This is a genomic window from Streptomyces sp. XH2 (assembly GCF_049725035.1).
Lineage (GTDB): Bacteria > Actinomycetota > Actinomycetes > Streptomycetales > Streptomycetaceae > Streptomyces > Streptomyces roseoverticillatus.
In genome coordinates this window covers 299,719-324,624 of the sequence record NZ_JBMMMZ010000011.1, presented here as the reverse complement: position 1 = coordinate 324,624, position 24,906 = coordinate 299,719, and the positions used below count along the sequence as shown (strand labels likewise).

The 24,906-nt window shown below is 74.9% G+C and carries 21 protein-coding genes and 1 pseudogene; 8 read left to right on the top strand and 14 right to left on the bottom strand.

From position 1 onward, the window contains the following. Window positions 1–8: 8 nt before the first annotated feature. Window positions 9–2,441 carry a right-handed parallel beta-helix repeat-containing protein gene (locus ACOTKD_RS23790; RefSeq protein ID WP_424891028.1) on the top strand — a complete coding sequence of 811 codons (2,433 nt, stop codon included), beginning with the start codon at window positions 9–11 and terminating at the stop codon, window positions 2,439–2,441. Here the strand turns inward: ACOTKD_RS23790 and ACOTKD_RS23785 are convergent. Further along, window positions 2,411–4,816 carry a hypothetical protein gene (locus ACOTKD_RS23785; protein ID WP_424891027.1) on the bottom strand — a complete coding sequence of 802 codons (2,406 nt, stop codon included), beginning with the start codon at window positions 4,814–4,816 and terminating at the stop codon, window positions 2,411–2,413. The two genes, ACOTKD_RS23790 and ACOTKD_RS23785, sit on opposite strands and share 31 nt — an antisense overlap. A gap of 147 nt (window positions 4,817–4,963) precedes the next feature. On the opposite strand from ACOTKD_RS23785, the gene ACOTKD_RS23780 reads away from it, so the two are divergent. Then, window positions 4,964–5,812, top strand: coding sequence for a DeoR/GlpR family DNA-binding transcription regulator (locus ACOTKD_RS23780; protein WP_424891026.1), 849 nt, complete (start codon window positions 4,964–4,966; stop codon window positions 5,810–5,812). A 7-nt stretch (window positions 5,813–5,819) separates the two neighbouring features. Here the strand turns inward: ACOTKD_RS23780 and ACOTKD_RS23775 are convergent, their stop codons facing one another. Then, window positions 5,820–6,917, bottom strand: a complete 1,098-nt coding sequence (locus ACOTKD_RS23775; RefSeq protein WP_424891025.1) for a PLP-dependent cysteine synthase family protein — start codon at window positions 6,915–6,917, stop codon at window positions 5,820–5,822. A 133-nt stretch (window positions 6,918–7,050) separates the two neighbouring features. Here ACOTKD_RS23775 and ACOTKD_RS23770 point away from each other — a divergent pair, with 133 nt between their 5' ends. Together ACOTKD_RS23770 and ACOTKD_RS23765 are read left to right on the top strand one after the other, a co-directional pair. Beyond that, complete coding sequence (locus ACOTKD_RS23770; protein WP_424891024.1) at window positions 7,051–7,404, top strand: hypothetical protein; 354 nt, start codon at window positions 7,051–7,053, stop codon at window positions 7,402–7,404. Between the two features lie 199 nt (window positions 7,405–7,603). Continuing rightward, complete coding sequence (locus tag ACOTKD_RS23765; RefSeq protein WP_424891023.1) at window positions 7,604–8,170, top strand: ATP-binding protein; 567 nt, start codon at window positions 7,604–7,606, stop codon at window positions 8,168–8,170. Window positions 8,171–8,472: 302 nt separating this feature from the next. Here ACOTKD_RS23765 and ACOTKD_RS23760 read toward each other — a convergent pair whose 3' ends face one another. Next, a complete protein-coding gene (locus tag ACOTKD_RS23760) occupies window positions 8,473–8,763 on the bottom strand; it encodes an SHOCT domain-containing protein (protein WP_424891022.1) in 291 nt (96 codons plus the stop codon). Window positions 8,764–8,964: 201 nt separating this feature from the next. Next, window positions 8,965–10,185 (bottom strand): ROK family protein, encoded by a 1,221-nt coding sequence (locus tag ACOTKD_RS23755; RefSeq protein WP_235485110.1) that lies wholly within the window; start codon window positions 10,183–10,185, stop codon window positions 8,965–8,967. Window positions 10,186–10,202: 17 nt separating this feature from the next. Between ACOTKD_RS23755 and ACOTKD_RS23750 the strand changes: the two genes are divergently transcribed. Continuing rightward, on the top strand, window positions 10,203–11,447 hold the full coding sequence (locus ACOTKD_RS23750) for an MFS transporter (RefSeq protein WP_424891021.1): 1,245 nt from the start codon (window positions 10,203–10,205) through the stop codon (window positions 11,445–11,447). Between the two features lie 80 nt (window positions 11,448–11,527). Further along, a complete protein-coding gene (locus ACOTKD_RS23745) occupies window positions 11,528–12,427 on the top strand; it encodes a DUF2797 domain-containing protein (protein ID WP_424891020.1) in 900 nt (299 codons plus the stop codon). Window positions 12,428–12,452: 25 nt separating this feature from the next. On the opposite strand, the gene ACOTKD_RS23740 is transcribed toward ACOTKD_RS23745, so the two are convergent. The 3 genes and pseudogenes from ACOTKD_RS23740 to ACOTKD_RS23730 form a co-directional block, all read right to left on the bottom strand. Beyond that, complete coding sequence (locus ACOTKD_RS23740; protein WP_424891019.1) at window positions 12,453–13,124, bottom strand: response regulator; 672 nt, start codon at window positions 13,122–13,124, stop codon at window positions 12,453–12,455. A 10-nt stretch (window positions 13,125–13,134) separates the two neighbouring features. Continuing rightward, window positions 13,135–13,620 (bottom strand): annotated as a pseudogene (locus ACOTKD_RS23735) (sensor histidine kinase); the annotation flags it as partial. Window positions 13,621–13,716: 96 nt separating this feature from the next. Continuing rightward, the gene (locus tag ACOTKD_RS23730; protein WP_030364814.1) at window positions 13,717–14,943 is read right to left on the bottom strand and encodes a geranylgeranyl reductase family protein; all 1,227 of its coding nucleotides are present in this window, start codon (window positions 14,941–14,943) and stop codon (window positions 13,717–13,719) included. 176 nt (window positions 14,944–15,119) lie between these two features. On the opposite strand from ACOTKD_RS23730, the gene ACOTKD_RS23725 reads away from it, so the two are divergent. After that, on the top strand, window positions 15,120–16,517 hold the full coding sequence (locus tag ACOTKD_RS23725; protein ID WP_424891018.1) for a dipeptidase: 1,398 nt from the start codon (window positions 15,120–15,122) through the stop codon (window positions 16,515–16,517). A 223-nt stretch (window positions 16,518–16,740) separates the two neighbouring features. Here ACOTKD_RS23725 and ACOTKD_RS23720 read toward each other — a convergent pair whose 3' ends face one another. Continuing rightward, window positions 16,741–17,778, bottom strand: coding sequence for an NUDIX domain-containing protein (locus tag ACOTKD_RS23720; protein WP_424891017.1), 1,038 nt, complete (start codon window positions 17,776–17,778; stop codon window positions 16,741–16,743). A gap of 139 nt (window positions 17,779–17,917) precedes the next feature. Continuing rightward, on the bottom strand, window positions 17,918–18,889 hold the full coding sequence (locus ACOTKD_RS23715; RefSeq protein WP_424891016.1) for an ROK family protein: 972 nt from the start codon (window positions 18,887–18,889) through the stop codon (window positions 17,918–17,920). Window positions 18,890–19,074: 185 nt separating this feature from the next. Between ACOTKD_RS23715 and ACOTKD_RS23710 the strand changes: the two genes are divergently transcribed. Beyond that, window positions 19,075–20,055, top strand: a complete 981-nt coding sequence (locus tag ACOTKD_RS23710; RefSeq protein ID WP_424891074.1) for a LacI family DNA-binding transcriptional regulator — start codon at window positions 19,075–19,077, stop codon at window positions 20,053–20,055. Between the two features lie 90 nt (window positions 20,056–20,145). On the opposite strand, the gene ACOTKD_RS23705 is transcribed toward ACOTKD_RS23710, so the two are convergent. From ACOTKD_RS23705 to ACOTKD_RS23685, 5 genes are all read right to left on the bottom strand, one after another. Beyond that, on the bottom strand, window positions 20,146–21,429 hold the full coding sequence (locus tag ACOTKD_RS23705) for a DUF6986 family protein (RefSeq protein ID WP_424891015.1): 1,284 nt from the start codon (window positions 21,427–21,429) through the stop codon (window positions 20,146–20,148). A gap of 144 nt (window positions 21,430–21,573) precedes the next feature. Beyond that, a complete protein-coding gene (locus ACOTKD_RS23700; RefSeq protein ID WP_359094789.1) occupies window positions 21,574–22,536 on the bottom strand; it encodes an electron transfer flavoprotein subunit alpha/FixB family protein in 963 nt (320 codons plus the stop codon). A gap of 57 nt (window positions 22,537–22,593) precedes the next feature. Next, window positions 22,594–23,382, bottom strand: a complete 789-nt coding sequence (locus ACOTKD_RS23695; protein ID WP_235485100.1) for an electron transfer flavoprotein subunit beta/FixA family protein — start codon at window positions 23,380–23,382, stop codon at window positions 22,594–22,596. Between the two features lie 264 nt (window positions 23,383–23,646). After that, window positions 23,647–24,150, bottom strand: coding sequence for a flavin reductase family protein (locus tag ACOTKD_RS23690; RefSeq protein ID WP_424891073.1), 504 nt, complete (start codon window positions 24,148–24,150; stop codon window positions 23,647–23,649). Between the two features lie 182 nt (window positions 24,151–24,332). Next, window positions 24,333–24,722: a thioredoxin family protein gene (locus tag ACOTKD_RS23685; protein WP_424891014.1), complete on the bottom strand. Its 390-nt coding sequence runs from the start codon at window positions 24,720–24,722 to the stop codon at window positions 24,333–24,335. Window positions 24,723–24,906: the final 184 nt, after the last annotated feature.

Genomic DNA, 24,906 nt, shown 5'->3' with positions numbered 1-24,906 from the left:
GCAGCACCATGGCACAGGGCTCGGTCCAGGTGACGCACACCGGCACGGCGCGATGGCGGCGGCGCACGGGCGAGTACGACTCCCTCGCCTCGGCCCTGGAAGCGGCGGCCGACGGGGACGTGCTGTCCGTCGCGCCCGGCACCTACCGGGAGAACCTGGTCGTCACGCGCGCGGTCACGCTGCGCGGCGCGGAGGGTTCGCGCGGCAGCGTGCGCATCGCTCCCCCTGATGGAGTCGCCCTGACCGTACGGGCCTCCGCCGCGCTGCAGGACCTGCACGTCGAGGGGCACGACGCGGCGGCGCCCGCGCTCGTCGTCGAGGACGGCGCCCCGGAGCTGTCCGGCCTGCGCATCGTGACCCGCTCCGCGGTGGGCATCGAGGTGCGCGGCGGCTCGCGTCCGACGGTGCGTCAGTGCACGGTCGACAATGCGGGCGGCGTCGGCATCAGCGTGCTGGACGGTGCGGGGGGCGTGTTCGAGGAGTGCGAGGTGGTGGCCGCCGGCCAGTCGGGGATCGCGGTCCACGGCGGGGCGCATCCGCGCCTGGAGCGCTGCCGGGTGCACCACGCGTCGGGCGCGGGGCTCTCGCTCACGGGCGAGGGCAGTTCGCTGGAGGCGGTGGGCTGCGAGGTGTACGAGGTGCGGGGCGCCGGGGTGCAGGTGGCCTCCAGAGCCGCGGGCCGGCTGACCGACTGCCGGGTGCACCGCACGTCCGGGGACGGCGTGACGCTGGACACCGACGCCGTGCTCTCCCTCGTCGACTGCGACATCCACGACGTTCCGGAGAACGGGGTGGACCTGCGCTCCCGTTCGGTGCTGTCGATGACGCGCTCGGCGATCCGCAGGTTCGGGCGCAACGGCCTGTCCGTCTGGGATCCGGGCACGCGCGTCGACGCCGACCTGTGCGAGATCCACGACAGCAAGGGCGACTATCCGGCGGTCTGGATCAGTGACGGGGCGACCGCCTCCCTCGGCTCCTGCCGCGTGCACGACGTCCCGGACGCCCTGTTCGTGCTGGACCGCGGTTCCCACGTCGACGTGGTGGACAGCGACCTCTCCCAGGTCCGCAACACGGCGGTGTCGGTGAGCGACGGCGCGTCGGCCCAGCTGGCCGGGTGCCGGATCCGCGAGACGGGCACGGGCGCCTGGTTCCGCGACCACGGCAGCGGCGGCTCGATGGCGGGCTGCACCATCGACGCCGCGGCGACGGGCGTCATCGTCACCAAGGGCGCCGATCCCGCCATCGAGCAGTGCACGGTGAGTTCGCCGGTGGAGGCCGGCTTCTACGTGTCGGCGGGCGGCCGCGGCACGTTCCACGAGTGCCGGGTGACGGGCAGCGGCGGCTACGGCTTCCACGTCATCGACGGCTGCCGCTCGACGCTCACCCGCTGCCGCACCGAGCGCTGCGAGCGCGGCGGTTACGAGTTCGCCGAGGCCGGCCCCGTCAGCGAGGGCTGTACGAGCGACGAGGCGGTGACGTCGACGGCCGTGGCCGCGCTGCCCTCCGGGGGCGGCGCGGGCACGGCGCCGGTGACGACGGCCGTCCCGCGGACGGTGCTGAAGCCGGTGGCCGTGCCGGTGCAGCGCTCGGCCGAGGAGGCGCCGCCCGCGCCCGCCGCCCGGCCCGGGGCGCGCGCCTCGGTGACCGTGCTGCAGGAACTGGACGCGCTGGTGGGCCTGGAGAGCGTCAAGAAGGAGGTCCGCGCCCTCACCGACATGATCGAGGTCGGGCGGCGCCGGCAGGAGGCGGGGCTGAAGGCCGCCTCGGTGCGCCGGCACCTGGTGTTCACGGGCTCGCCCGGCACGGGCAAGACGACGGTGGCCCGGCTCTACGGCGAGATCCTCGCCTCGCTCGGCGTGCTGGAGCGCGGCCATCTGGTCGAGGTGTCGCGCGTGGACCTGGTGGGCGAGCACATCGGCTCGACGGCCATCCGCACCCAGGAGGCCTTCGACCGGGCCCGCGGGGGCGTGCTGTTCATCGACGAGGCGTACGCGCTCGCCCCGGAGGACTCGGGGCGCGACTTCGGCCGGGAGGCCATCGACACCCTGGTGAAGCTGATGGAGGACCACCGCGACGAGGTCGTGGTGATCGTCGCCGGCTACACCGACGAGATGGAACGCTTCCTGACCGTCAATCCGGGCGTGGCCTCGCGCTTCTCACGCACCATCACCTTCGGTGACTACGGCCCGGAGGAGCTGCTGCGCATCGTGCAGCAGCAGGCGGACGAACACGAGTACCGGATCGGGGCGGGGGCGTCGGAGGCCCTGCTCCAGTACTTCCGCGACATCCCGAGGGGGCCCGCGTTCGGCAACGGCCGTACGGCGCGGCAGACCTTCGAGGCGATGGTCGAGCGGCACGCGGGCCGGGTCGCGCAGCTGGCCGACCCGAGCACCGACGACCTCACCCTGCTCTACGCCGACGATCTGCCGGCGCTGCCCTGAGGGGGCACGGGCATCCAGGCGGCGAGGCGCGCGAGCAGGGCCGCGCGGGTCCGGGCGAACTCGGGGTCGGACTGGTACTGGGAGTGGCCCAGGATGCCCGCGGGCAGCGGGTGTTCGGGGGTCCGGCCGTAGGCGAGGGGGTCCTTGAGGGGGCCGCGGTCGACGGCGGCGGTGCCGGCGCTGTCACCGGGGAGGCCGACGGGGCCGCCGATGGGGTCGGTGAGCCGCCACAGGTTGCACCAGCAGTGGACGTCGTCGTGGAGGGCGGCGAGCTTCACGGGGCCGAAGTAGGCGGGGAACCAGCGGCCGTAGAGCCGCTCCAGGGGTGAGCCGTAGGTGAGCAGGGCGACGCGGCTGCGCGTGGCGGCGGGCAGCTGCCAGACGGCGGCCGCGGCGAGGACGCTGCCCTGGGAGTGGCCGGAGATGACGAGGCGGCCGCCGGTGCGCTCGGTCCAGGTGCGCATCCGCCAGGTGAGGTCGGGAACCGCGCGCTCGGCGTAGCAGGGCGGGGCGAAGGGGTGGGCGGCGCGCGGCCAGAACGTGCCGACGTCCCAGAGGATGCCGACGGTGCGCCGGGCGGCGGGGTCGCGGTAGGCGCGGCGGCCCCAGGCGATCAGCAGGACGAAGCCGAGGCCGACGCACCACGAGCCGAGGGCCTGGGCGGTCTGGGCGACGTCCTCGACGGCGGCCGGGGTGCCCGCGGCGGCCCGGCCCGGGACGTCGTGGGTGCCCCAGGCGCCGGCCACCGCGCCGCCGCCGAGGAGGAGCGTGAGCGCGGCGACGGTGCCGAGCGCCCAGGGGGTGGCGTCGGTGAGGCCGGCGCGGGCGATGCTGCCGGCGATGGCGCGCGTGCGGGCCTGGTCGTACCGCTCGTCGGGATAGCCGTCGGGGACGGTGCGGCACAGGCGTTTGCGCAGGCGCAGGGTGCGGGCGGCCAGGACGAGGAGCAGCAGGAGCAGGACGGAGAAGAGCGGCGGGATCACGGACGCCTGCCAGGTGAGCAGCACCGGCGGGCCGCCGATCGGGCCGTCGCCCATGCCGGGGGTGGCCGGGCCGTCGAGCCAGTCCGCGACGCGGTGGGCGACGCCCGCGGTCATGACGCCGCCGAGGGCGCAGGCGAGCGTGGCGACGGCGGGGCCGGCGAGCCCGCCCAGCGGGGTCCGCTCGACGGGGGCGGCGCGGTGGAGCCTGCGGGCGGCGAGCGCGAGGAGGAGGACGAGGGCGCCCTGCCCGAGGGCGATGAGGCCGAAGACGCGGTCGCCGGGGAGCATGCCGTGGGACTGCCAGCCGGGGCGGTCCCAGGCGGCGTAGACGGCGGAGAGCAGGAGCAGGCCGAGCGCGGTGAAGGGCAGGGCGGCGACGGTGAGGCGGTCGGCCGTGTGGTCGGGGGTGCTCTCGCTGCGGCCCCTGCGGGCGACGGTGTGGACGACGAACAGGGCGGAGGCGGCCAGGACGGCGCCGAGGACCCGGCCCAGGGCGTCGAGGGCGGGGCTGCCGCCCGGTGCGCGGTCGTGGTGGGAGGCGGCCTGGACGAGGAAGGCGGCGACGGTGAGCAGGGCCGCGGCGGTGTGGGCGGCGCGCAGCCGGGCGACGATGCGCCGCCCGTACCAGAAGCCGGGCAGGCACAGGGCGGGGCGCCTGCGGGCCTCGTGGCCGTCCTCTTCGGTGCCGGGGCGGGCGGGCGGCTGGGTCTCGTACGCGCTCCAGGTGCGGCGGGAGAGGAGCCACAGCAGGCCGGTCACGGCGGCCGGCACGGCGGCGGCGAGGGCGAGCCGGCGGCCCGGCGGGCTCCACCAGCCGCCCCGGCCGGCCGACATGAAGCCGAGCCACGCCTTGCCCGAGGAGCAGGCGGGCGTGCCCGCGCACTGCCAGGCCGTCAGGTCGAGGGCCACTTCACAGGCGGCGGCGGTGAGGAGGACGGTGAGGGTGAGGGCGACGAGGCGCACCAGCAGGCCGTAGGCCCGCGTGGTCGTGGTGCGGCCTTCGGAGGTGGGGCGCATCCAGTGGGCGAGGTTGATGACCATGAAGGGCAGGAGCACCAGCCAGAGGGCGCGGGAGCCGTCGCCGGAGGTGAGGTTGGACCACACGTAGGCCTCGCGGACGGGCTCGCGGCGGTGGTCGCCGGGGCGGTCCTCGGCGTCGAGGTCGCCCGCGCGGCGGTGGATGCCCGCGACGGCGTCGCCCGTGACGCGCACGGTGCGCGGATCGCCCAGCATGGCCTGCGGGGTGGTGCCCCCGACGCCGTGCACGAGCAGCTCCAGGGCGAGCCCGGGGGCTCCCGCGGGCGCGGGCGGTTCCGTCTTCTTCGTCTGGGGTCGTTCGTCCGCTGCCACCGTGTGCCCCCGGTCCCGGTGTGTCGTACCGTCAACCAGCATGGTGCCAGGGGCCGCTGACAGTGCGGGGCACCGTCGGCAGGATAGGCCCGTTCGTGATCCGGCCGAACGAAGACGATCGTTGCGGCGTGCCGCGTGGGAGGATGAGCGCGCACGACTGCCGGCGGCTGACCGGAAAGGACGGGCCGGGTGAGCGACAACCAGAATCTCCTGGCGGAGCAGCGGCGTGCGCTGATCCTCGACGAGGTCAGGAGGCGCGGTGGGGTTCGGGTCAACGAACTGACGCGGAGGCTCAATGTCTCGGACATGACGGTCCGCCGGGATCTGGACGCGCTGGCCCGGCTGGGCGTGGTGGAGAAGGTGCACGGCGGGGCGGTGCCGGTGGCGGAGGCCACGGCGCACGAGCCGGGCTTCGAGGCGAAGTCGGCGCTGGAACTGGCCGCCAAGGAGGACATCGCGCGGGCGGCGGTGCCGATGGCGCCGCCGGGCAGTGCGATAGCGCTGGCGGGCGGGACGACCGTGTTCGCGCTGGCGCAGCGGCTGGTGGACGTCCCCGATCTGACGGTGGTGACGAACTCGGTGCGGGCGGCCGACGTCTTCCACAGCTCCCAGCGGCCGGTGACGGCGGCGGGGCCGTCGGCGCGGCCGGGGGCGGCCACGGTGGTGCTGACGGGCGGGGTGCGCACGCCCTCGGACACGCTGGTGGGGCCGGTCGCGGACGCGGCGATCCGCTCGCTCCACTTCGACGTCCTGTTCATCGGGGTGCACGGCATATCCGCGGAGGCGGGGCTGTCGACGCCGAATCTGGCGGAGGCGGAGACCAACCGGCACTTCGTGCGGTCGGCCCGGCGTGTGGTGGTCCTTGCGGACCACACCAAGTGGGGGACGGTGGGGCTGAGTTCGTTCGCGGCGCTGGATGAGGTGGACGCGCTGGTCACGGACGCGGGGCTGCCGGAGGCGGCGCGGCGGGAGATCGCCGAGCGGCTGCCGGAGCTGGTGGTGGCCGACGCCTCCGGCCCGGAGTCCGGTGCGGGCTGACAGCGCGTCAGTCCGGCCAGTGCCCGGTGGCCAGGAAGGTGGTGACGGCCCCGGCGTACGGGCCGATGTCCAGGCCCTGTCCGGCGAGCCAGGCGTCGGAGTAGTACGTGTCGAGGTAGCGCTCGCCGGGGTCGCAGATGAGGGTGACGATGCTGCCCTTCGTGCCGTTGCCGGCCATCTCCGCGACGATCTTCAGTGCGCTCCACAGGCCGGTGCCGGTGGAGCCGCCCGCCTTGCGGCCGATGGCCTCGTCGAGCGCGCGCACGGCCGCGATGCTCGCGGCGTCGGGCACCTTCATCATCCGGTCGATCACGCCCGGCATGAAGCTGGGCTCCATGCGCGGCCGGCCGATGCCCTCGATCCGCGAGCCGCGCTCGCCCGTCGCCGTGGGGTCGTGGTCGCGCCAGCCGTCGAAGAAGCAGGAGTACTCGGGGTCGGCGACGCAGATGCGGGTGTCGTACTGCATGTAGCGCACGTAGCGGGCGATGGTGGCGGAGGTGCCGCCGGTGCCCGCGGTGGCGACGATCCAGGCGGGCACGGGGTGGCGTTCGCTGCGGAGCTGGGTGAAGACGGATTCCGCGATGTTGTTGTTGCCGCGCCAGTCGGTGGCCCGTTCGGCGTAGGTGAACTGGTCCATGTAGTGGCCGCCGGAGCGTTCGGCGAGGGCCGCCGCCTCCGCGTACATCTTGCGGGGGTCGTCGACGAAGTGGCACCGGCCGCCGTGGAACTCGATGAGGCGGCACTTCTCGCGGCTGGTGGTGCTGGGCATGACCGCGATGAAGGGCACGCCGATCAGGCTCGCGAAGTACGCCTCGGAGACCGCGGTGGAGCCGCTGGAGGCCTCGACGACCGGGGCCTCGGGGCGGATCCAGCCGTTGCACAGGCCGTGCAGGAAGAGCGAGCGGGCGAGGCGGTGCTTGAGACTGCCCGTGGGGTGCGTGGACTCGTCCTTGAGGTAGAGGTCGATGCCCCATTCCTCGGGCAGCGGGAAGCGCAGCAGGTGGGTGTCGGCCGAGCGGTTCGCGTCGGCCTGGACCTTGCGGACCGCTTCGCTCAGCCAGGCGCGGTAGGCCGGGTCGCTGCGGTCGACGTCGGTGGTGTGCACGCCGCCTCTCCCGTTCCATCCGGGCCCATGCGGAGCACTCGGACGTTTCGATCATAAATGGGCACTGGTGCGTGGGCCCCCTCACGGGCAGACTGCGCACGAGGCACACGAATCGGCCGGGGAGGCGGTTGGCGTGGCGGAGCCGGAGTTCCAGGAGCCGGAGTTCACTGCGACCGGGGTGCGGATCGAGCGGTCCCTCCGCTCGCTCACCCGGGCGGGCCAGGTGAAGATCAAGGACGGCAGGCTGGAGCTGCTCACCAGCTACGGCCGGGAGATCGACAGCGCTCCACTGGGGGCGGTCCACGCGAGCAAGCCGTGGTTCGCCGGCCGGGACCGCGCCCGGGCGACGGTGAACGGCACGCGCTACGTCCTGACGCTGGGCCGGCTGGAGGATCCCTCGGGGTCCGGGGAGACCACGGGGGAAGCGGCCGTCCGGCGGTTCCTGGAGGCCGTGCGCTCCGGACGCGGCGGTGACGCCAGGGGCTGACGGTGCAGAAGTTGCGCGTCCGGCTGCTGGAGCCGACCCTTGACTCGTACCAGCATCACTGAGGGTTCGCGGACGGTTACGCTCTGGATGAGTAGCCGCCGCGCGGCTCGGCAGCCACCGCCGCCGGCCCGGCCCCAGCGCGTGCCAGAACGCGTTCCTGAATCAGGCTAGCCCTACTTCTTTCCAGGGAGTCGCAGCCGTGATCAGCCGACCGAACAAGCACTGCACCGTAGAGCTCCAGGCTCTTCCGCCGCGGATCGGCCAGGTCCGCAGAATCGTATCTGCGCAATTGCGGTACTGGAATCTCGATCCACTCATCGACCCCGCGGCGCTGTGCGTCACCGAGCTCCTCACGAACGTGCACCAGCATGCCGAACCGGACAAGCGCTGCACTGTCGAGATCGACCTCGTGCTGGACCGGCTCACCGTCTCGGTCCGCGACCACGACCCGCGGCTGCCCCGGCTCGCCGACGCCGACACCGGCAGCACGCACGGCCGCGGCCTCGCCCTGATCGCGGCGGTCAGCGACAGCTGGGGGGTGCAGGAGCGCCACGACGGCGGCAAGATCGTCTGGTTCTCGCTGCCCGTCCCGGAACACGCGGCCGCCGCCCGGCAGACCCGCGACGACCGGACGACGGTCACCCTCGAACAGCCCGCCCCGGCCCTGCCGCCCCTGGAGGAGCCCTCCTTCGAGCGGCCCGCCCCCGCCCGCCGGGCGGCCGTGGTGCTCGACCGCTCCCCCGCCCGCTCCGCCGTTCCCGGCTGACCGGACGGGGGTTGCCACCGTCGGGGACGGCTGCGCCGCGGGACTCGCGCGGCGCGCCGGGTCACGACCGGCCGGTCCGGCACCGCCGGACTGCGCCGTGGAGCTTGCTCGCGGTAGCGGCGGGGGGGGGGTCGTGCCGACGCGTGGACACGGCCACGGGCGGACCGTCCTGGTCATCGCTGCCGCCACGGCACCAACCCTCCGCCGCAACGGCGAGCAACGACCGTCGCGGAACCCGGCGGCGCCCGGCCGGCGTCAAGGCCGCCCGGCAGCCGTGGAAACCCCGGCGGCACGCGCCGTGCTCACGCCGGACCGCGCTTGCCGGGCGCCCCGAAGTGCTCCTCCAGGACGGAGACGCACCGCCAGTACTCGTCCTCGTCGATGTCGCCGGCGGCGAACCGGCGGCCGAGGACGGTCAGCGGGGAGTGCTCGGCACGCGCCTGGCGCTGATGCCAGGGGGCGCGGCCGCCGCGCCACACGGTGCGGCGCAGGACGGTGACGACGCCGATGACGACGGCCGCCCAGACGAGCGGGAAGAACAGGATCCACGGGCCGGGACCGCCGTCGGCCAGGGCATGGGCGAGGGTGCTCATGAGAGCTCGCCTCCTCGGTGGTGAAAGGGAAGGCGGCGGTTTGCCGCCCACCACCGAGCCTCCTCGCCGAGGCCCTCCGGGTCGTCGTACGGCCGGCTGCAGTGCCGCTGCGGCGCGGGGAGTACGCGGGGGTCGAGCCCGTACTCCGCGGCGCGGCGCGCGGTCCGCCGCGAGCGGTTGCGGCCGGCTCGTCCGTCCGGGTCAGCCCAGGACCGTCAGCGGGTCGTCCAGGACGGGCTGCCAGGCCGCTTCGGCCGCGCCGATGAGGCTGTTGAAGTCGAGCGTGCAGGGCAGGATCGGCACGCTGCCGCTGCGCCCCCACAGGCTGCGGTCGGCGACGACGGCGCGCAGCCGCTCGGGGTCGGCGTCCAGCAGGGCGCGGTGGAGCCCGCCGAGGATGATGCGGTCGGGATTGAGGATGTTGACGAGGCCCGCGAGGCCGAGGCCGAGCCGGTCGACGATGAGCTCGGCGGCGGCGCGCACGGCCGGGTCGGCGTACTCCGTACGGAGCAGGTCGCGGGCCTGCTGCAGCAGGGACACCTCGGGGCCCGGGGTGCGGCCGGCCGCGGTGAGGAAGGCGAGCGGGTCGGTCTCGACGTCCAGGCAGCCGCGGCTGCCGCAGTGGCAGGGCAGGCCGGCCGGGTTGACGGTGAGGTGGCCGACCTCCAGGGCGAGACCGGAACTGCCGCTGTGCAGGCGGCCGTCGAGGACGAGCGCCCCGCCGACGCCGCGGTGGCCCGTGGCCACGCAGAGCAGGTGGCGGGCGCCGCGGCCGGCGCCGTGCCGGTGCTCGGCGAGCGCCGCGAGGTTGACGTCGTTGCCGGTGACGCCGGTGGCGGGGCCCTCGCCGGGGCCGGGAACCCCGGCCTTGGCCAGGGCTTCGGTGAACAGCCGGCGGACCGGTGCCCCGGCGGGCCAGGAGAGGTGCAGCGGATTGAGGGCCGTGCCGTCCGGTTCGGCGACGGCCGAGGGGACGGCGAGACCCGCGCCCAGGCAGCGGCGGCCGGTCTCGCGCAGCAGGCCGGCGCCCGCCTCGACGACGGCGTCGATGATGTGCGACGGGTCGGCGGGGACGGTCATGCAGCCGGGCGCGGTGGCGACCATCCGCCCGCCGAGGCCGACGAGGGCGGCGCGGAAGCCGTCGGCGTGGATCTGGGCGGCGAGCACCACGGGGCCGCCGGGCGCGACGGAGAGCCGGTGCGAGGGGCGGCCCTGGGAGCCGGCGGCCGCGGGGCGGGCGTCGACGGTGATCAGTCCGAGGGCCTCCAACTCGGCGGCGACGGCACCGGCGGTCGCGCGCGTCACCCCGAGTTCGGCGGTGAGCACGGCGCGCGTGGGGGCGCGGCCGGTGTGTACGAGCTCCAGGGCCGGGCCGAGGGCGCCGCGGCCCCGCTCCAAACGTGTTGTCCGAGTCTGGGTCACCCCCCTATTGTGACTTTGTGCCGACACTAAACAAAATACGGACGGCTCTTCTGGGCGACACACGGACGGTCCTTCCGGGCGAACGGCGCCCGGACCGGGGCAGTCCCGCCCTCCGCCGGCTCCGTATCGCCCTCACCCTGTTCTTCGCCCTCGACGGATTCCTGTTCGCCGGCTGGGTGGTCCGGATCCCCGCCATCAAGGAGCAGACCGGCGCGTCCGCGGGCGCGCTGGGACTCGCGCTGCTCGGCGTGTCGGCGGGAGCCGTGGCCACCATGGTGCTGACCGGCCGGCTGTGCCGCCGGTTCGGGAGCCACGTGGTGACGGTCGTCGCCGGCGTGCTGATGTCCGCGGGGATCGCGCTCCCTCCCCTGACCCACTCGGCGACGGCCCTCGGCCTGGTGCTGCTCGTCTTCGGTGCCGCCTACGGCGGCATCAACGTCGCCATGAACAGCGCGGCCGTCGACCTCGTCGCGGCGCTGCGCAGGCCCGTGATGCCGAGCTTCCACGCCGCGTTCAGCCTCGGCGGGATGCTCGGCGCGGGACTGGGCGGCCTGGTCGCGGGGCACCTCTCCCCCACCCGGCACCTGCTGCTCCTGACCCTGGCCGGGCTCGCCGTCACCGCGGTCGCGGGGCGCGCGCTCCTGGCGCACCCCGCGCCGCGGGCCGAGCGGCCCGCGCCCGCACCGGCGGCGGACGGGGGCAGTCCGCGCCGCGGCAGCCGGACGGTCGCCCTCTTCGGGGTGATCGCCCTGTGCACGGCCTACGGGGAAGGAGCCCTCGCCGACTGGGGCGCGCTGCACCTGCAGCAGGACCTCGGGGTCCACGCGGGCGTCGCGGCCGCCGGCTACTCCGTCTTCGCGCTGGCCATGACCCTCGGCCGGCTCAGCGGCACGTTCCTCCTCGAACGCCTCGGCCAGACCACGGCGTTGGTCGCGGGCGGGGCGGCGGCCGCGGGCGGCATGCTGCTCGGGGCGCTGGCGCCCACGGTGTGGGCGGCGCTCGCGGGCTTCGCCGTCACGGGTCTGGGCCTGGCCAACATCTTCCCCGTCGCCGTCGGGCGCGCCGGCGAACTGGGCGGCCCCGGCGGCGTGGCCGCGGCCTCCACCTTCGGCTACGGCGGGATGCTGCTCGGGCCGCCGGTCATCGGGCTCCTGGCCGACGCCTCGTCCCTGCCCGTCGCCCTGACCACCGTCGCGGGCCTCGCGGCCGTGGCGGCGGCGATCGCCTACGCCACCCGCCGCACGGTCTCCGGTCCGCGCTGACCTGCTGCTCCGCCTGCCGCGCGGCGGCGTTGTCAGTGGCGGCTGACACAATCCGGGGGCGTGGACGGAAGGGGTGGGCCATGAGAGCCGAGCAGGAGGACTGGCGCTGCGGCGGGGTGCGCTGGGGGGCCGCCGGGCCGGCCCTCGTCTGGCTGCATCCCGCGCACGGGGAGCGCAGCACTCCGCTGTCCGCGGGGCGGCCGGTCGCCTTCACGACGGGGGCCGCGCGGCGGTGCGTGGGGGTCCGCAGGGGCGGGCGGCGCACCCCGTGTCCCGTGGGTGCGGAGCCCGCGGCCTCGGCGGTGTCGGCGCAGTGCGCGGAGTGCGCGCGGCTCGACCGCTCGCACTCGGTCGCGGCCGACACCGCTCTCGACGACCCGCGCCCGTACGACGTGTACCTGGCCTGGTCCGTGCCCGGCGCGGTGAAGGTCGGGATCACCGCCGCCGAGCGCGAGGGCGTCCGCCTGCTCGAACAGGCCGCGCTGTCCTACGCCCTGCTGGGGCGCGGGCCGCTGATGGCCGCGCGCCGTGCGGAGGCCGTGCTCGGCGCGGCGCTGTCGGTGCCCGACCGCATCCCGTACGCAGCCAAGCGGGCCGCCCGCTGCCCCGCGCCGTCCCAGGAGCTCCGGACGGCCGAGCTGGCGGGCCTGCACGCGCAGGCGTGCGGACTGGCCACGCTGCCGGAGTCGCTGACGGTGCTGCCCTTCGCCCCGGTGCACCACGACGCTGCCTTCCACCTCGACCGGCTGCGGCCGGGCTGCGGGACGGTCGTCCTTGCTCCGGGGCGCACCGTAGCGGGCACGGTCGCCGCCGTGGCCGGGCCCGACCTGTATCTGGACGCGGCGGACGGGCGGCAGCTGCTGGTGGACGCACGGCGGCTGGCCGGGTGGGCGCTCGCGGCCGCGCCGCCGGGGGTGGAAACCACCGCGGAAGTGCTGATACCCCCGCCCGCGACCGCCGGTCCCGAGGCGCTGTTCTGATCCGCCGCGGCATACGGCGGGGGGTTCAGCCCAGCCATCCGGGGCGGACGAGCCCGCTCTCGTAGGCGAGGACGACGAGCTGTGCCCGGTCGCGGGCGCCCAGCTTGACCATGGCGCGGCTGACGTGGGTCTTGGCTGTCAGAGGGCTGACGACGAGCCGCCGCGCGATCTCCTCGTTGGACAGGCCGATGCCGACCAGTGTCATCACCTCGCGTTCGCGGTCGGTCAGCTCCGCGAGGCCGGGCGCCTCGGCCGGTTCCTCGGAGCGCGCGGCGAACTCGGCGATGAGGCGGCGGGTCACGCTCGGCGAGAGCAGGGCGTCGCCGTGGACCACGGCCCGCACCGCGCGCAGCAGCTCCTCCGGTTCGGTGTCCTTGACCAGGAAGCCCGAGGCGCCGGAGCGGATGGCCTCGAAGACGTACTCGTCCAGCTCGAAGGTGGTGAGCATGATGACCTTCACGTCCGCCAGGGCCGGGTCCGCCGTGATCCGGCGGGTGGCGGCGAGGCCGTCGAGGACGGGCATGCGGATGTCCATGAGGACGGTGTCGGGCCGCAGTTCGCGGACGAGCGCGAGGGCCTCCTCGCCGTCGGCGGCCTCGCCGGCGACGGTGATGTCGGGCTGGGCGTCCAGCAGGGCCCGGAAGCCTGCGCGGACGAGCATCTGGTCGTCCGCGAGCACCACACGGATCCCGGTCATTGCGTCTCCTTCATCCGTCGCCGTTGCGCCACGGCATCTCCCTGCGCGAGGAAGTGAGGGGCAGCCGGGCCCGTACGCGGAAGCCTCCGTCCGGGCGGGCGCCCGCCTCGGCGGTGCCGCCCAGGGCCGCGGCCCGCTCGCGCATGCCCACCAGGCCGTTCCCGCCGCCGGAATCCGTGCCGGAGAGGGCGGGTCCCGCGTCGTCGACGGTCAGTTCGAGGGCGTCGGGCCCGTAGTGCAGCCGGACCTCGGCCGTGCGGGAGCCGGAGTGGCGGACGATGTCGGTGAGGGCTTCCTGGACGATGCGGAAGGCCGCGAGGTCGGTGCCGGGCGGCAGGTCCGTCCGCGGGCCCTCGGTCGTGACGCGCACGTCGAGTCCCGCGCCGGCGGCCTGCCGGGTCAGCTCCTGCAGCCGGCCGAGGCCCGGGGCCGAGGAGCGGGGCGCCTCACCGGGCGTGCGGAGGGTGTCGAGGACCTGGCGGACCTCGCCGCGCGCCGCCGGCGGCCGCCGCTTCGGCGGGGCGCGGTGGGCGCGCCTACTCCACCGGGAGCAGGCGCCGGCCCCACCGCGCGGGACGGCGCCGCGGAGGAGCTACCGGTCGACGGTGGAGAGCACGCGGCGGGCCACCGGGTGGGTCCGGACGATCTCCGCGAGCGTCGTCTGGCCCCGGGTGATCCGGGTGAAGGCGTGCCACGCGGGGCGGAAGCCGGTGAGCGCGGCGTGCATCATGCCGGGGCGGCGTTCGAAGAAGGTGAGCATGCGGCGTCCGACGCCCATCTCCACGCCCAGCCCGGCCTTGATGGCGAACGCGTAGTTCAGGGCCTGCCGGCGGGCGTCGACCGCGTCCTGCGCCTCGCCGATGCGCACCGCCCACTCGCCGGCCAGGCGGCCCGAGCGCAGGGCGAAGGAGATGCCCTCGCGGGTCCACGGCTCCAGCAGCCCCGCGGCGTCGCCGCAGACGATGACGCGGCCGCGGGAGAGCGGGGAGTCGTCCGAGCGGCAGCGGGTGAGGTGGCCGGAGGAGATGCTGGGCTCGAAGCCCGCGAGGCCGAGGCGGGCGATGAAGTCCTCCAGGTACCGCTTGGTGCCGGAGCCGTCGCCGCGCGCCGAGATCACTCCCACCGTGAGGGTGTCGCCCTTGGGGAAGACCCAGCCGTAACTGCCGGGGATCGGGCCCCAGTCGATGAGCACGCGCCCGGCCCAGTCCTCCGCGACCGTCGGGGGCACGGGGATCTCGGCCTCCAGACCGAGGTCGACCTGGGCGAGCTTCACCCCCACGTGTGCTCCTATGCGGCCGGCGCTGCCGTCGGCCCCGACGACCGCGCGGGCGAGGACGGTCTCGCCGCCGGCGAGCACGACGGCGACCGTGCGCCGGTCGGGCACGGCCGGGCCGTGCTGCTCCACGCGCGCCACGGCCACGCCCGTGCGCACCTCGGCGCCGGCGTCCTTGGCGGCCTCCACCAGGGCGGCGTCGAACTCGGGCCGGTTGATGAGGCCGAACAGCATCCGCTTGGAGCGGCGCGTGCGCGTCAGCTTGCCGTTCAGCGAGAAGGTGACCGCGTGGACGCGGTCACGGAGCGGCAGTTCGAAGCCGGGCGGCAGGGCGTCCCGCGAGGGGCCGATGATGCCGCCGCCGCACGTCTTGTACCGCGGCAGTTCGGCCTTCTCCAGGAGCAGCACCCGGCGGCCCGCGGAGGCGGCGGCGTGGGCGGCGGAGGCCCCGGCGGGCCCTGCGCCCACCACCACGACGTCCCACACCGGCTCCCGGTCCCCGCCCGCGTCCCGCCCCGCGCCCTGGGCTGCGTTGTCGCTGCTCACCTGTGCTTCTACTCCCGCTCCGTCACCGGTTTCGGCTGTCTGCCGCATCCTACGGCCAGCCCTCCGCGGCCCCGCCACGGGAAGCCCGTGGGTGCTGCGAACGGCGGGCGTGGGAGGATCGACGGCACAATCGCCCATTCGTACGGATACAACGCCGCGTCCACAAGGAGCGTTCCATGGAAGCGTCCTCGCACCACCAGGCCGGGCCGGTCCCGGCCGAGCTGGCGGCCACCGTCGCCTCGCTGCAGTCCCGCGCCCGCACCGAGCTGGCCGAGCTGGTGGCCTTCCGGTCGGTGGCGGACGAGGCGCAGTTCCCGAAGAGCGAGTGCGAGGCCGCCGCGAACTGGGTGGCGGACGCGCTGCGCGCCGAGGGCTTCCAGGACGTCGCCCTGCTCGACACCCCCGACGGCACGCAGTCCGTCTACGGCTATCTCCCGGGTCCCGCCGGCGCCCCCACCGTCCTGCTCTACGCGCACTACGACGTGCAGCCGCCGCTGGACGAGGCCGCCTGGATCTCGCCTCCGTTCGAGCTGACCGAGCGCGACGGCCGCTGGTACGGGCGCGGCGCGGCCGACTGCAAGGGCGGCGTGGTCCTGCACCTGACGGCGCTGCGCGCGCTCAAGGAGCACGGCGGCGTGCCGGTGAACGTGAAGATGATCGTCGAGGGTTCCGAGGAGCAGGGCACCGGCGGCCTGGAGCGCTACGCCACGGCGCACCCGGAGCTGCTGGCCGCCGACAGCATCGTCATCGGCGACGCCGGCAACTTCCGCGTGGGCCTGCCGACCGCCACCGCCACGCTGCGCGGCATGACGCTCGTCCGCGTCCGGGTGGACACGCTGGAGGGCAATCTGCACTCGGGGCAGTTCGGCGGCGCGGCGCCCGACGCGCTGGCGGCGCTGATCCGCGTGCTCGACTCGCTGCGCGCCGAGGACGGTTCGACGACGGTCGCCGGCCTGGAGGCCGAGGCGGCGGCGAGCTGGGAGGGCATGCAGTACCCGGAGGAGGACTTCCGCAAGGACGCCAAGGTCCTGGACGGCGTGGAGCTGATCGGCTCCGGCACGGTCGCCGACCGGCTGTGGGCGCGCCCGGCGGTCACGGTCCTGGGCATCGACTGCCCGCCGGTCGTCGGGGCCACCCCCTCGGTGCACGCGGGCGCCCGGGCGCTGATCAGCCTGCGCGTGCCGCCGGGCACGGACGCCACCGCGGCGACCAAGCTGCTCGCCGAGCACCTGAAGGCGGCGGCCCCGTGGGGCGCGCGCGTCGCGGTGGAGCAGGTCGGCCAGGGCCAGGCGTTCCGCGCGGACACCGGCAGCCCCGCCTACACGGCCATGGCCGACGCCATGCGCATCGCCTACCCGGGCCAGGAGATGCAGATCTCCGGCATGGGCGGCTCGATCCCGCTGTGCAACACCCTCACCGCGCTGTACCCGGAGGCGGAGATCCTGCTGATCGGGCTGAGCGAGCCGGAGGCGCAGATCCACGCGGTGAACGAGAGCGTCTCGCCGGAGGAACTGGAGCGGCTCTCCCTGGCGGAGGCCCTGTTCCTGGGCAACTACGCGGCGGGCAAGCGCTAGCCCCTCCCGGTCGGGGTGCGGCGGGACGGGCCCCGCTCGGGCCGGCGGGCGTTCCGCCGGCCCCTCGGCGCGGTGGCTTGCCGCGGTTGAGGCGGGCGACCTCTTCCGCCGCACCACGCGGGCCGGCAACGAAGCGGGGCCGGAACCGCGGCCCGAGCGGGGGCAGGAGCCGCGGCCGGGGCCGCAGCCCGAGCGGGCCCGGATCCTGCGCCGGGCCCCGCCGTCACCCGACGGGGACCCCCGCCTCCAGGTTCAGCGGCCGTCCCTGCTCGCGGGCCCGCAGGGCCCACCGCAGCCTGCTCAGCCGTACGGGCGGCAGCAGGGCCGCCGCCTCGCCCTCGGTGACGAAGCGCCAGCCGCGCAGTTCGGCGCCGGGCAGCAGGAGCCGGCGGGCGTCGGCCCCGGCCAGCCGCCCGCCGTCGAAGAGGAAGCGCAGGCCGCCGTAGCCCGGCGGCTTGGGCGGCTCCCAGTCGACGACCAGCAGGCGGGGCACGGCGGGGAGTTCGATGCCGATCTCCTCGGCCACCTCGCGCATCCCGGCGCGGGCGGGCGCCTCGCCCGGCTCCACGACCCCGCCGGGGAACTCCCAGCCCGGCTTGTAGGTGGGGTCGACCAGCAGGACCCGGTCCTCCTCGTCGAAGAGCAGCACCCCGGCGGCGAGCGTCTCGGCGGTCGGCTCCGGGGTCTGCACGATCTGGCACGCCCCGGCGGCGCCGCTGCGGACGGCGTCCGCGACCCGCCCGGCCACCTCACGCGGCGTCAGACGGCTCGTCTCGACCGCGTACGCGTCGGCGCGGAGCCACGACAGCGCCTCGCGGTACGGGGCGATGTGGTCGAGCGCCCACCGGCGGACGGACTCGCTGCGCTCGGGATCGTCCTCGAACTCCTCGCGCCCGGCGATCCGTTCGCGCAGGATCGTTTCGTCGGCATCCAGCAGCACGTGTCGCACCGGGATGCGGCGGGCGGCGAGCCCACCGAAGATCTCGTCCCGGTACTCCTGGCGCAGCAGCGTCATGGGGACGACGAGCACCCCGCCGACCTCGGCGAGCAGGGCGGCGGCCGCGTCCACGACCAGCCGCCGCCAGACCGGCAGGTCCTGGTAGTCGCCGACCTCGCCCATTCTCTTGGGCGGCACCAGGTGCTTCAGCGCTCCGCCGATCACCTCGGGGTCGTAGAGGGTGCTGTCCGGGATCAGCTCGGTCAGTTCCCTGGCCGTACTGGTCTTCCCCGCACTGAACGCGCCGTTCAGCCAGACGATCACGGTTCCCCCTTCTCCGTAGCCCCCTGTGAAGTGCCCGGAACACCTTGCCATGGAAACGCTTGTGAGGGGCACGGTGCCGGGGCTCCCTGCGGGTGCGCCCATCGCCGCAGGGGCACGTACTGCCACTGTCCGGCGCGCTCTACGCCGGGCCGGGCTCCCGCGCCGCCCACAGCCCGAACTCCTGCGCCGCCGCGGCCGCGGCCCCCACGAGGCCCGCGTCGGAACCGAGTTCGGCGGGCAGCACCTCGACGCCGGAGGCGAAGGAGAGCGTCGCGTAGTCGCGCAGGCGCTCGCGCAGCGGAGCGAAGAGCACTTCGCCCGCGCCCGCCACGCCGCCACCTATGACGGCGACCTCGATCTCGACCAGCGTCGCGGTCGCGGCGATGCCCGCGGCCAGCGCCTGCGCGGCTCGCTCGAACGAGGCGCGTGCCACGGCGTCCCCCGCCCCGGCCGCCGCCGCGACGGCCGCGGCGCTCCGGTCGCCGTCCGGCCCCGGCAGCCAGCCGGCCTCGAGCGCGCGCCGGGCGATGTTGGGGCCGCTGGCGATGCGCTCGACGCAGCCGCGGGCGCCGCAGGGGCAGTCGTCCCCGTCGAGGTCGACACTGATGTGCCCGATGTGACCGGCGTTGCCGGTGGGACCGGGGTGCAGCTTGCCGCCCAGCACCAGCCCGCCGCCCACCCCGGTGGACACCACCATGCACAGGGCGTTCGCGCGCCCCCGGGCGGCGCCCTGCCAGTGCTCGGCCGCGGTCATCGCCACGCCGTCGCCGACGAGCACCACCGGCAGCCCGCCCACTCGCCGCGTCACCTCGCCGACCAGGGGATAGTCCCGCCACCCCGGGACGTTGACGGGACTGACGGTCCCCCGGGAGGCGTCCACCGGACCCGCGCTGCCGATGCCGACGGCCCGCACGCGCGACCACTGCGCCGCACTCCGGAGCTCGTCGATCACCGCCGCCACCGCGCCCATCACCGTGGCCCCGTCCTCGCGCGCCGGCGTCGGCCGCTGCGCGCGGGACAGCAGCCGGCCGCGGTCGTCCACCAGCGCGCCCGCGATCTTGGTGCCGCCGATGTCGAGGGCTGCGACAAGATCGGCGAAGTCGGTGCGCATGGGGACGATCTCTCCTGGCCGGGCGGGGGTTCAGGCTTTGCGGACGCCAGTCTGTCCGCATCTGACAACGTTGTCTAGGCTCTATGCTCGACGTCACCCCGCACGCCCCCGGTAAGGACGAGCCCGTGCCGAGCAGCGCCCAGCCCACCCGCAGTCCCTCGCCCCGCTACGGCGCCCGCCCGACGATGAAGGACGTGGCGGCCCGCGCGGGCGTCGGCCTCAAGACCGTCTCCCGGGTGGTGAACGGCGAGCCGGGCGTCACCGCGGACACCGAGCGGCGCGTCCAGGACGCCATCACCGCGCTGGGCTTCCGGCGCAACGACAGCGCCCGCATCCTCCGCAAGGGCCGCACCGCCTCCGTCGGACTCGTCCTCGAAGACCTCGCCGACCCCTTCTACGCCCCTCTCAACCGGGCCGTCGAGGAAGTCGCCCGCGCCCACGGCGCCCTGCTCATCAACGGCTCCAGCGCGGAGGACCCGGAGCGCGAACGGGAGCTCGCACTGGCCTTCTGCGCCCGCCGGGTCGACGGCCTCATCGTCATCCCGGCCGGCGACGACCACCGCTACCTCGCACCCGAGATCGCGGCCGGCATCGCCACGGTCTTCGTCGACCGGCCCGCCGGCCGGATGGACGCCGACGCCGTCCTCTCCGACAGCTTCGGCGGCGCCCGCGAGGGCGTGGCCCACCTCGCCGCCCACGGCCACCACCGCATCGGCTTCATCGGCGACCGCCCCCGCATCCACACCGCCGCGGAGCGGCTGCGCGGCTACCGCGCGGCCATGGCGGACGCGGGCCTGCCCGTGGACGAGTCCTGGGTGTCCCTGGGCCCCACGGAGCCGGGGCGCGTCCGCGCGGAGACGGAACGGATGCTGGCCGGCCCACGGCCGGTGACGGCGCTGTTCACGGGCAACAACCGGGTGACGGCCACGGCCGTACGCGTCCTCGCCCGCGCACCCCGCCCGGTCGCCCTGGTGGGCTTCGACGACCTCGAACTCGCCGACCTGCTCTCCCCCGCGGTCACCGTGATCGCCCAGGACGCGGCCCGGCTGGGCCGCACGGCCGCCGAACTGCTCTTCCGCCGCCTGGACGGCGCGTCCGAACCGCCGCAGCGGGTGGTGCTGCCCACGCGCCTGATCGTGCGCGGCTCGGGCGAACTCCGGGCCTGACGGCCGGTCACCGGGACGCGATGCCGCCGCCCGGGACGGCACCGCCGGGACCGCCGGCGCCCCGCCCCGTACCCCGCCTCCGCCTCCGCCTCAGCGCCCCGCCAACCCTGCCAACCCCTCCCGCCCCAGCCCCGTCAAAGCCGCGACCTCCCCCTCGTCCACCGCACCGCAATCCATCCCCCGCAGCAGATACCCGCTCAGCGCCCGCGCCGTGGCGGGCTCGTCCAGCACGTCACCACCGGCCCGGTTCACATATGCGTCCAGACGGGCCGCCGCACTCCCCAGCCCCTCCCGGTAGAACGCGTACACCGCCGCGTACCGCGTCGGCAGGTGCCCGGGATGCATGTCCCAGCCCTGGTAGTACGCCCGCGCCAGCGACCGCCGCACCAGGCCGAAGTGCAGCCGCCACGCCGCGTGCACCTGGGACGCCGAGCCCACCGGCAGCACGTTCGTCGACCCGTCCGACACCCGCACCCCCGTTCCCGCGGCCGCCACCTGCATCACGGCCTTCGCGTGGTCGGCCACCGGATGGTCCAGCGCCTGGTACGCCGCACCGACCCCGCACGACGCGCTGTAGTCGAACGTCCCGTAGTGCAGCGAGTTGACCCGCCCCGCCCCCGCGTCGATCATCCGCGCCACCGTGGCACGGCCGTCCGCCCCGAGGACCGCCTGCGTGGTCTCGATCTGTATCTCGAAGCGGATGCGGCCCGGCTCCAGCCCTCGCGCCTTCTCGAACTCCCCCACGAGTTCGGCCATGGCCGCGACCTGCTCCGCGTAACTCACCTTGGGCAGCGTGAGCATCAGCCCCGCGGGCAGCCCGCCGGCGTCCATCAGCCCGGTCAGGAAGATGTCCAGGGTACGGATCCCCCGCTCCCGGACAGCGGCCTCCAGGCACTTCATGCGCATGCCCACGAAAGGCGGCGCCGCACCACCCGCACCACCCGCACCCCCGCCCATCGCGGCCACGAGCCCCGCCGCCCGCACCGCCGCCGCGTCCTCCTCCTCATCGGGCCGCGGCCCGTACCCGTCCTCGAAGTCGATGCGGAGGTCCTCGACCGGCTCCCGCAGCAACTTGGCGCGCACCCGCTCGTAAACCGGCACGGCGAGCTCCTCGGGAAGCCCTAGCACCGCTCCGAACGAGGAAGCGTCGGGCGCGTGCTCGTCGAGCGCGTCCAGTGCCTGATCGCCCCAGAACCGCACCGTGTCCGCGGCGAAGACGTCGGCGGGGACGTACACGGTGTGGACGGGCTGCCGCGTGCCGGGGTCGCCGGGGTAGCGGCGCGCGAGGTGGGCGTCGACATCGGCGAGAGAAGCGCCGATACGTTCCTTCACCGCCCCCGTCAAGGTCGTCGCAACCGGCTGCCGCTGTCCCATGGCTGGCCCACCTCCACGTTTCCGCTGCACGGAACCGACCGTCCGCGCGGGCGAAGCTATCGACGCCGCCGGGACAGGTCAACAGGCAGGCCCCCGCACGCAGCAGCGTGCGGGGGCCTGCCCGAAAGGCGACCGCGGACCGGGTCAGCCCTTGCGCGTCTTGACCTCGTCGGTCAGCTGCGGGACGACCTCGAAGAGGTCGCCGACCACGCCGTAGTCGACCAGGTCGAAGATCGGGGCCTCGGCGTCCTTGTTGATGGCCACGATCGTCTTCGAGGTCTGCATGCCGGCCCGGTGCTGGATGGCACCGGAGATGCCCGCCGCGATGTAGAGCTGCGGGGAGACCGACTTGCCGGTCTGGCCGACCTGGTTGGTGTGCGGGTACCAGCCGGCGTCCACCGCGGCGCGGGAGGCACCGACGGCCGCGCCGAGCGAGTCGGCCAGGGCCTCGATGATCGAGAAGTTCTCGGCGCCGTTGACGCCGCGGCCGCCGGAGACCACGATCGCGGCCTCGGTCAGCTCGGGGCGGCCCGTCGACTCGCGCGGGGTGCGGGAGACGACCTTGGTGCCGGTGGACTTCTCGCCGAAGGAGACGGCGAGCTGCTCGACCGTGCCGGCGGCCGGGGCGGCCTCCGGGGCGGCGGAGTTGGGCTTGACGGTGATGACCGGGGTGCCCTTGGTGACGCGGGACTTGGTGGAGTACGAGGCCGCGAAGACGGACTGCGTGGCCACCGGGCCCTCGTCGCCGGCCTCCAGGTCGACGGCGTCGGTGATGATGCCGGAGCCGATGCGGACCGCGAGGCGGGCCGCGATCTCCTTGCCCTCCGCGGAGGACGGGACGAGCACGGCGGCCGGCGAGACGGCCTCGACCGCGGCCTGCAGCGCGTCGACCTTCGGTGCGACCAGGTAGTCGGCGAACTCGGCGGCGTCGGCCGTGAGGACCTTCACCGCGCCGTACTCGGCCAGCGTCGCGGCGGCGGCGTCCGCACCGGCACCCAGGTGCACGGCGACGGGCTCGCCGATGCGGCGGGCGAGGGTGAGCAGTTCGAGGGTGGGCTTGCGGACGGCGCCGTCCACGTGGTCGACGTAGACGAGGACTTCAGCCATGGCGTTGCTCCTGCGGAAAAAGTGGGGCGGGTGACGGTTCGTACGGGATCAGAGAGCTCAGATGAACTTCTGGCCCGCGAGGAACTCGGCGAGCTGCTTGCCGCCCTCGCCCTCGTCCTTGACGACGGTGCCGGCCGTGCGGGCCGGGCGCTCCGCGGCCTCGTCGACCTTGGTCCAGGCGCCCTCCAGGCCGACCTCCTCGGCCTCGAGGCCGAGGTCGGAGAGGTCCAGGGACTCGACCGGCTTCTTCTTGGCCGCCATGATGCCCTTGAAGGACGGGTAGCGGGCCTCGCCGGACTGGTCGGTCACGGAGACGACGGCCGGGAGGGAGGCCTCCAGCTGCTCGCTGGCGGCGTCGCCGTCGCGGCGGCCGGTCACCTTGCCGTCCTCGACCTTGACCTCGGAGAGCAGGGTGACCTGCGGGACGCCGAGGCGCTCGGCGAGCATCGCCGGGACGACGCCCATGCCACCGTCGGTGGAGGCCATGCCGGAGACGACGAGGTCGTAGCCGACGTGCTCCAGGGCCTTGGCCAGCACCAGCGAGGTGCCGAGCGCGTCGGTGCCGTGCAGGTCGTCGTCCTCGACGTGGACGGCCTTGTCCGCACCCATCGACAGCGCCTTGCGGAGCGCGTCCTTGGCGTCCTCGGGGCCGACGGTCAGGACCGTGATCTCCGCGTCGTCGTCGGCCGCCTCCTTGATCTGCAGCGCCTGCTCGACCGCGTACTCGTCGAGCTCCGAGAGCAGGCCGTCCACGTCGTCGCGGTCGACGGTCAGGTCTTCGGCGAAGTGCCGGTCGCCGGTGGCGTCGGGCACGTACTTCACAGTGACAACGATCCTCAAGCTCACGCCGGCTCTCCTACTGCATCGTCTCTTCGTAGCTGCCTTGGCAGGCAGCATAGGCGCCTTGTGGGGCGGATTCCGCCCGTTGCGGGCCGCGCCTCGAACGGAATGTTACTCGTCAGTACAGCGACCCGTTCACCCGGACGCAAGGCCGGTCGGCTGTGATCTGTCCAACGCGGGAAACGCGGGACGTCTCGGCCCCGCAGACCGTTGAGACGTCTCGGTCCCGCAGACCTTGGGACGCCTCGGTCCCGCAGACCTTGAGACGTCTCAGTCCCGCAGACCGTTGAAGCGCCCCTGGTGGTAGACGAGCGGGCGCCCCGCCCCGGCGGAGTCGCCCGCGACGACCTCGGCGAGGACGACCCGGTGGTCCCCGGCGGGCACCCGGGCCACCACGCGGCACACCAGCCACGCGAGGACGCCGTCCAGCAGCGGTACGCCCTCCGGCCCGGGGCGCCAGCTCGTGGGCGGGGCGAAGCGGTCGGCGCCGCTGCGCGCGAAGGTCCCGGCCAGCTCCCTCTGGTGCTCGCCGAGTATGTGCACGCCGACGTGCTCGGCCTCCGCGAGGACGGGCCAGCTGGACGAGCCGGTGCCCACGCCGAAAGAGACGAGGGGCGGCTCGGCGGCGACGGACGTGAGCGAAGTGGCCGTGAAGCCGACCGGGCGCGCACCCTGCGCGGTGATCACGGCGACGCCGGCGGCGTGCCTGCGGAAGACGGAGCGCAGCAGTTCAGGAGTGGCGAGGGAGGTGCCGAGCCCGGGCATGGCCGTCATGGAACTGTCCTTCTGCTGGTGGGTCGAGCCGGTCTGTACGGTCATCGCGGGCATCGCCGGCGCGGGCGGCCCTGGCCACATCACGTCACACTGACGATTCGCGATGCGAAGCGTCAAGGCCGGCCCGGAAGATGGGAGGGGGATCACGGGGCGGGCCGGAGGAACGGGATTCCCGCGGCCGGTCACACCGCCGCCCCGAGCGCCGCGATGACGTCCGCCTTGCGGGGCTGTCCGGCGGCGCGGCGCACGATGCGGCCGGCGGCGTCGAGGACGAGGACGGTCGGCGTCGCGGTGATGTCCAGGGCCCGGACGAGCGCGAGGTGCGCCTCGGCGTCGACCTCGACGTGCGCGACCCCCTCGACCATGCCCGCGACCTGCTCCAGGGTCCGTCTCGTGGCCCGGCAGGGCTGGCAGAAGGCGCTGGAGAACTGGACGAGCGTGGCCCGCGCCCCGAGCTCCCCGCCGATGTCGGCGGCCCCCAGCCGCAGCCCGTCGTCGCCCTCGCGCACCCTCGGTCCCTCTTTCCGTCTCGTCTTCTCCGCGGGTTCTACGGGCCTCGCGGGCCCCCGCATCCACCGGTGCAGCACCGCGCGGCCCGGAGAAAATTCCTCGTTCCCGGCGCCGACGTGATGAGGATCTCCCGGCCGCCGGGCCGTCCTCGCTGGCACCCGGGCCGGGCATTCGGGCACGATCTGGCAGAAGCCGAACCCTACGGCCGCGTAACTCAGCCCGGGAGACCCCCTCCTCCCCAGGCCC

Coding starts and splice junctions, on each gene's coding strand:
- ACOTKD_RS23790 (WP_424891028.1), top strand. CDS start 9: ATGGCACAGGGCTCGGTCCAGGTGACGCACACCGGCACGGCGCGATGG.
- ACOTKD_RS23785 (WP_424891027.1), bottom strand. CDS start 4,816: ATGCTGGTTGACGGTACGACACACCGGGACCGGGGGCACACGGTGGCA.
- ACOTKD_RS23760 (WP_424891022.1), bottom strand. CDS start 8,763: ATGAGCACCCTCGCCCATGCCCTGGCCGACGGCGGTCCCGGCCCGTGG.
- ACOTKD_RS23745 (WP_424891020.1), top strand. CDS start 11,528: ATGAGAGCCGAGCAGGAGGACTGGCGCTGCGGCGGGGTGCGCTGGGGG.
- ACOTKD_RS23740 (WP_424891019.1), bottom strand. CDS start 13,124: ATGACCGGGATCCGTGTGGTGCTCGCGGACGACCAGATGCTCGTCCGC.
- ACOTKD_RS23725 (WP_424891018.1), top strand. CDS start 15,120: ATGGAAGCGTCCTCGCACCACCAGGCCGGGCCGGTCCCGGCCGAGCTG.
- ACOTKD_RS23715 (WP_424891016.1), bottom strand. CDS start 18,889: ATGCGCACCGACTTCGCCGATCTTGTCGCAGCCCTCGACATCGGCGGC.
- ACOTKD_RS23710 (WP_424891074.1), top strand. CDS start 19,075: ATGAAGGACGTGGCGGCCCGCGCGGGCGTCGGCCTCAAGACCGTCTCC.
- ACOTKD_RS23705 (WP_424891015.1), bottom strand. CDS start 21,429: ATGGGACAGCGGCAGCCGGTTGCGACGACCTTGACGGGGGCGGTGAAG.
- ACOTKD_RS23700 (WP_359094789.1), bottom strand. CDS start 22,536: ATGGCTGAAGTCCTCGTCTACGTCGACCACGTGGACGGCGCCGTCCGC.
- ACOTKD_RS23690 (WP_424891073.1), bottom strand. CDS start 24,150: ATGACGGCCATGCCCGGGCTCGGCACCTCCCTCGCCACTCCTGAACTG.
- ACOTKD_RS23685 (WP_424891014.1), bottom strand. CDS start 24,722: ATGCGGGGGCCCGCGAGGCCCGTAGAACCCGCGGAGAAGACGAGACGG.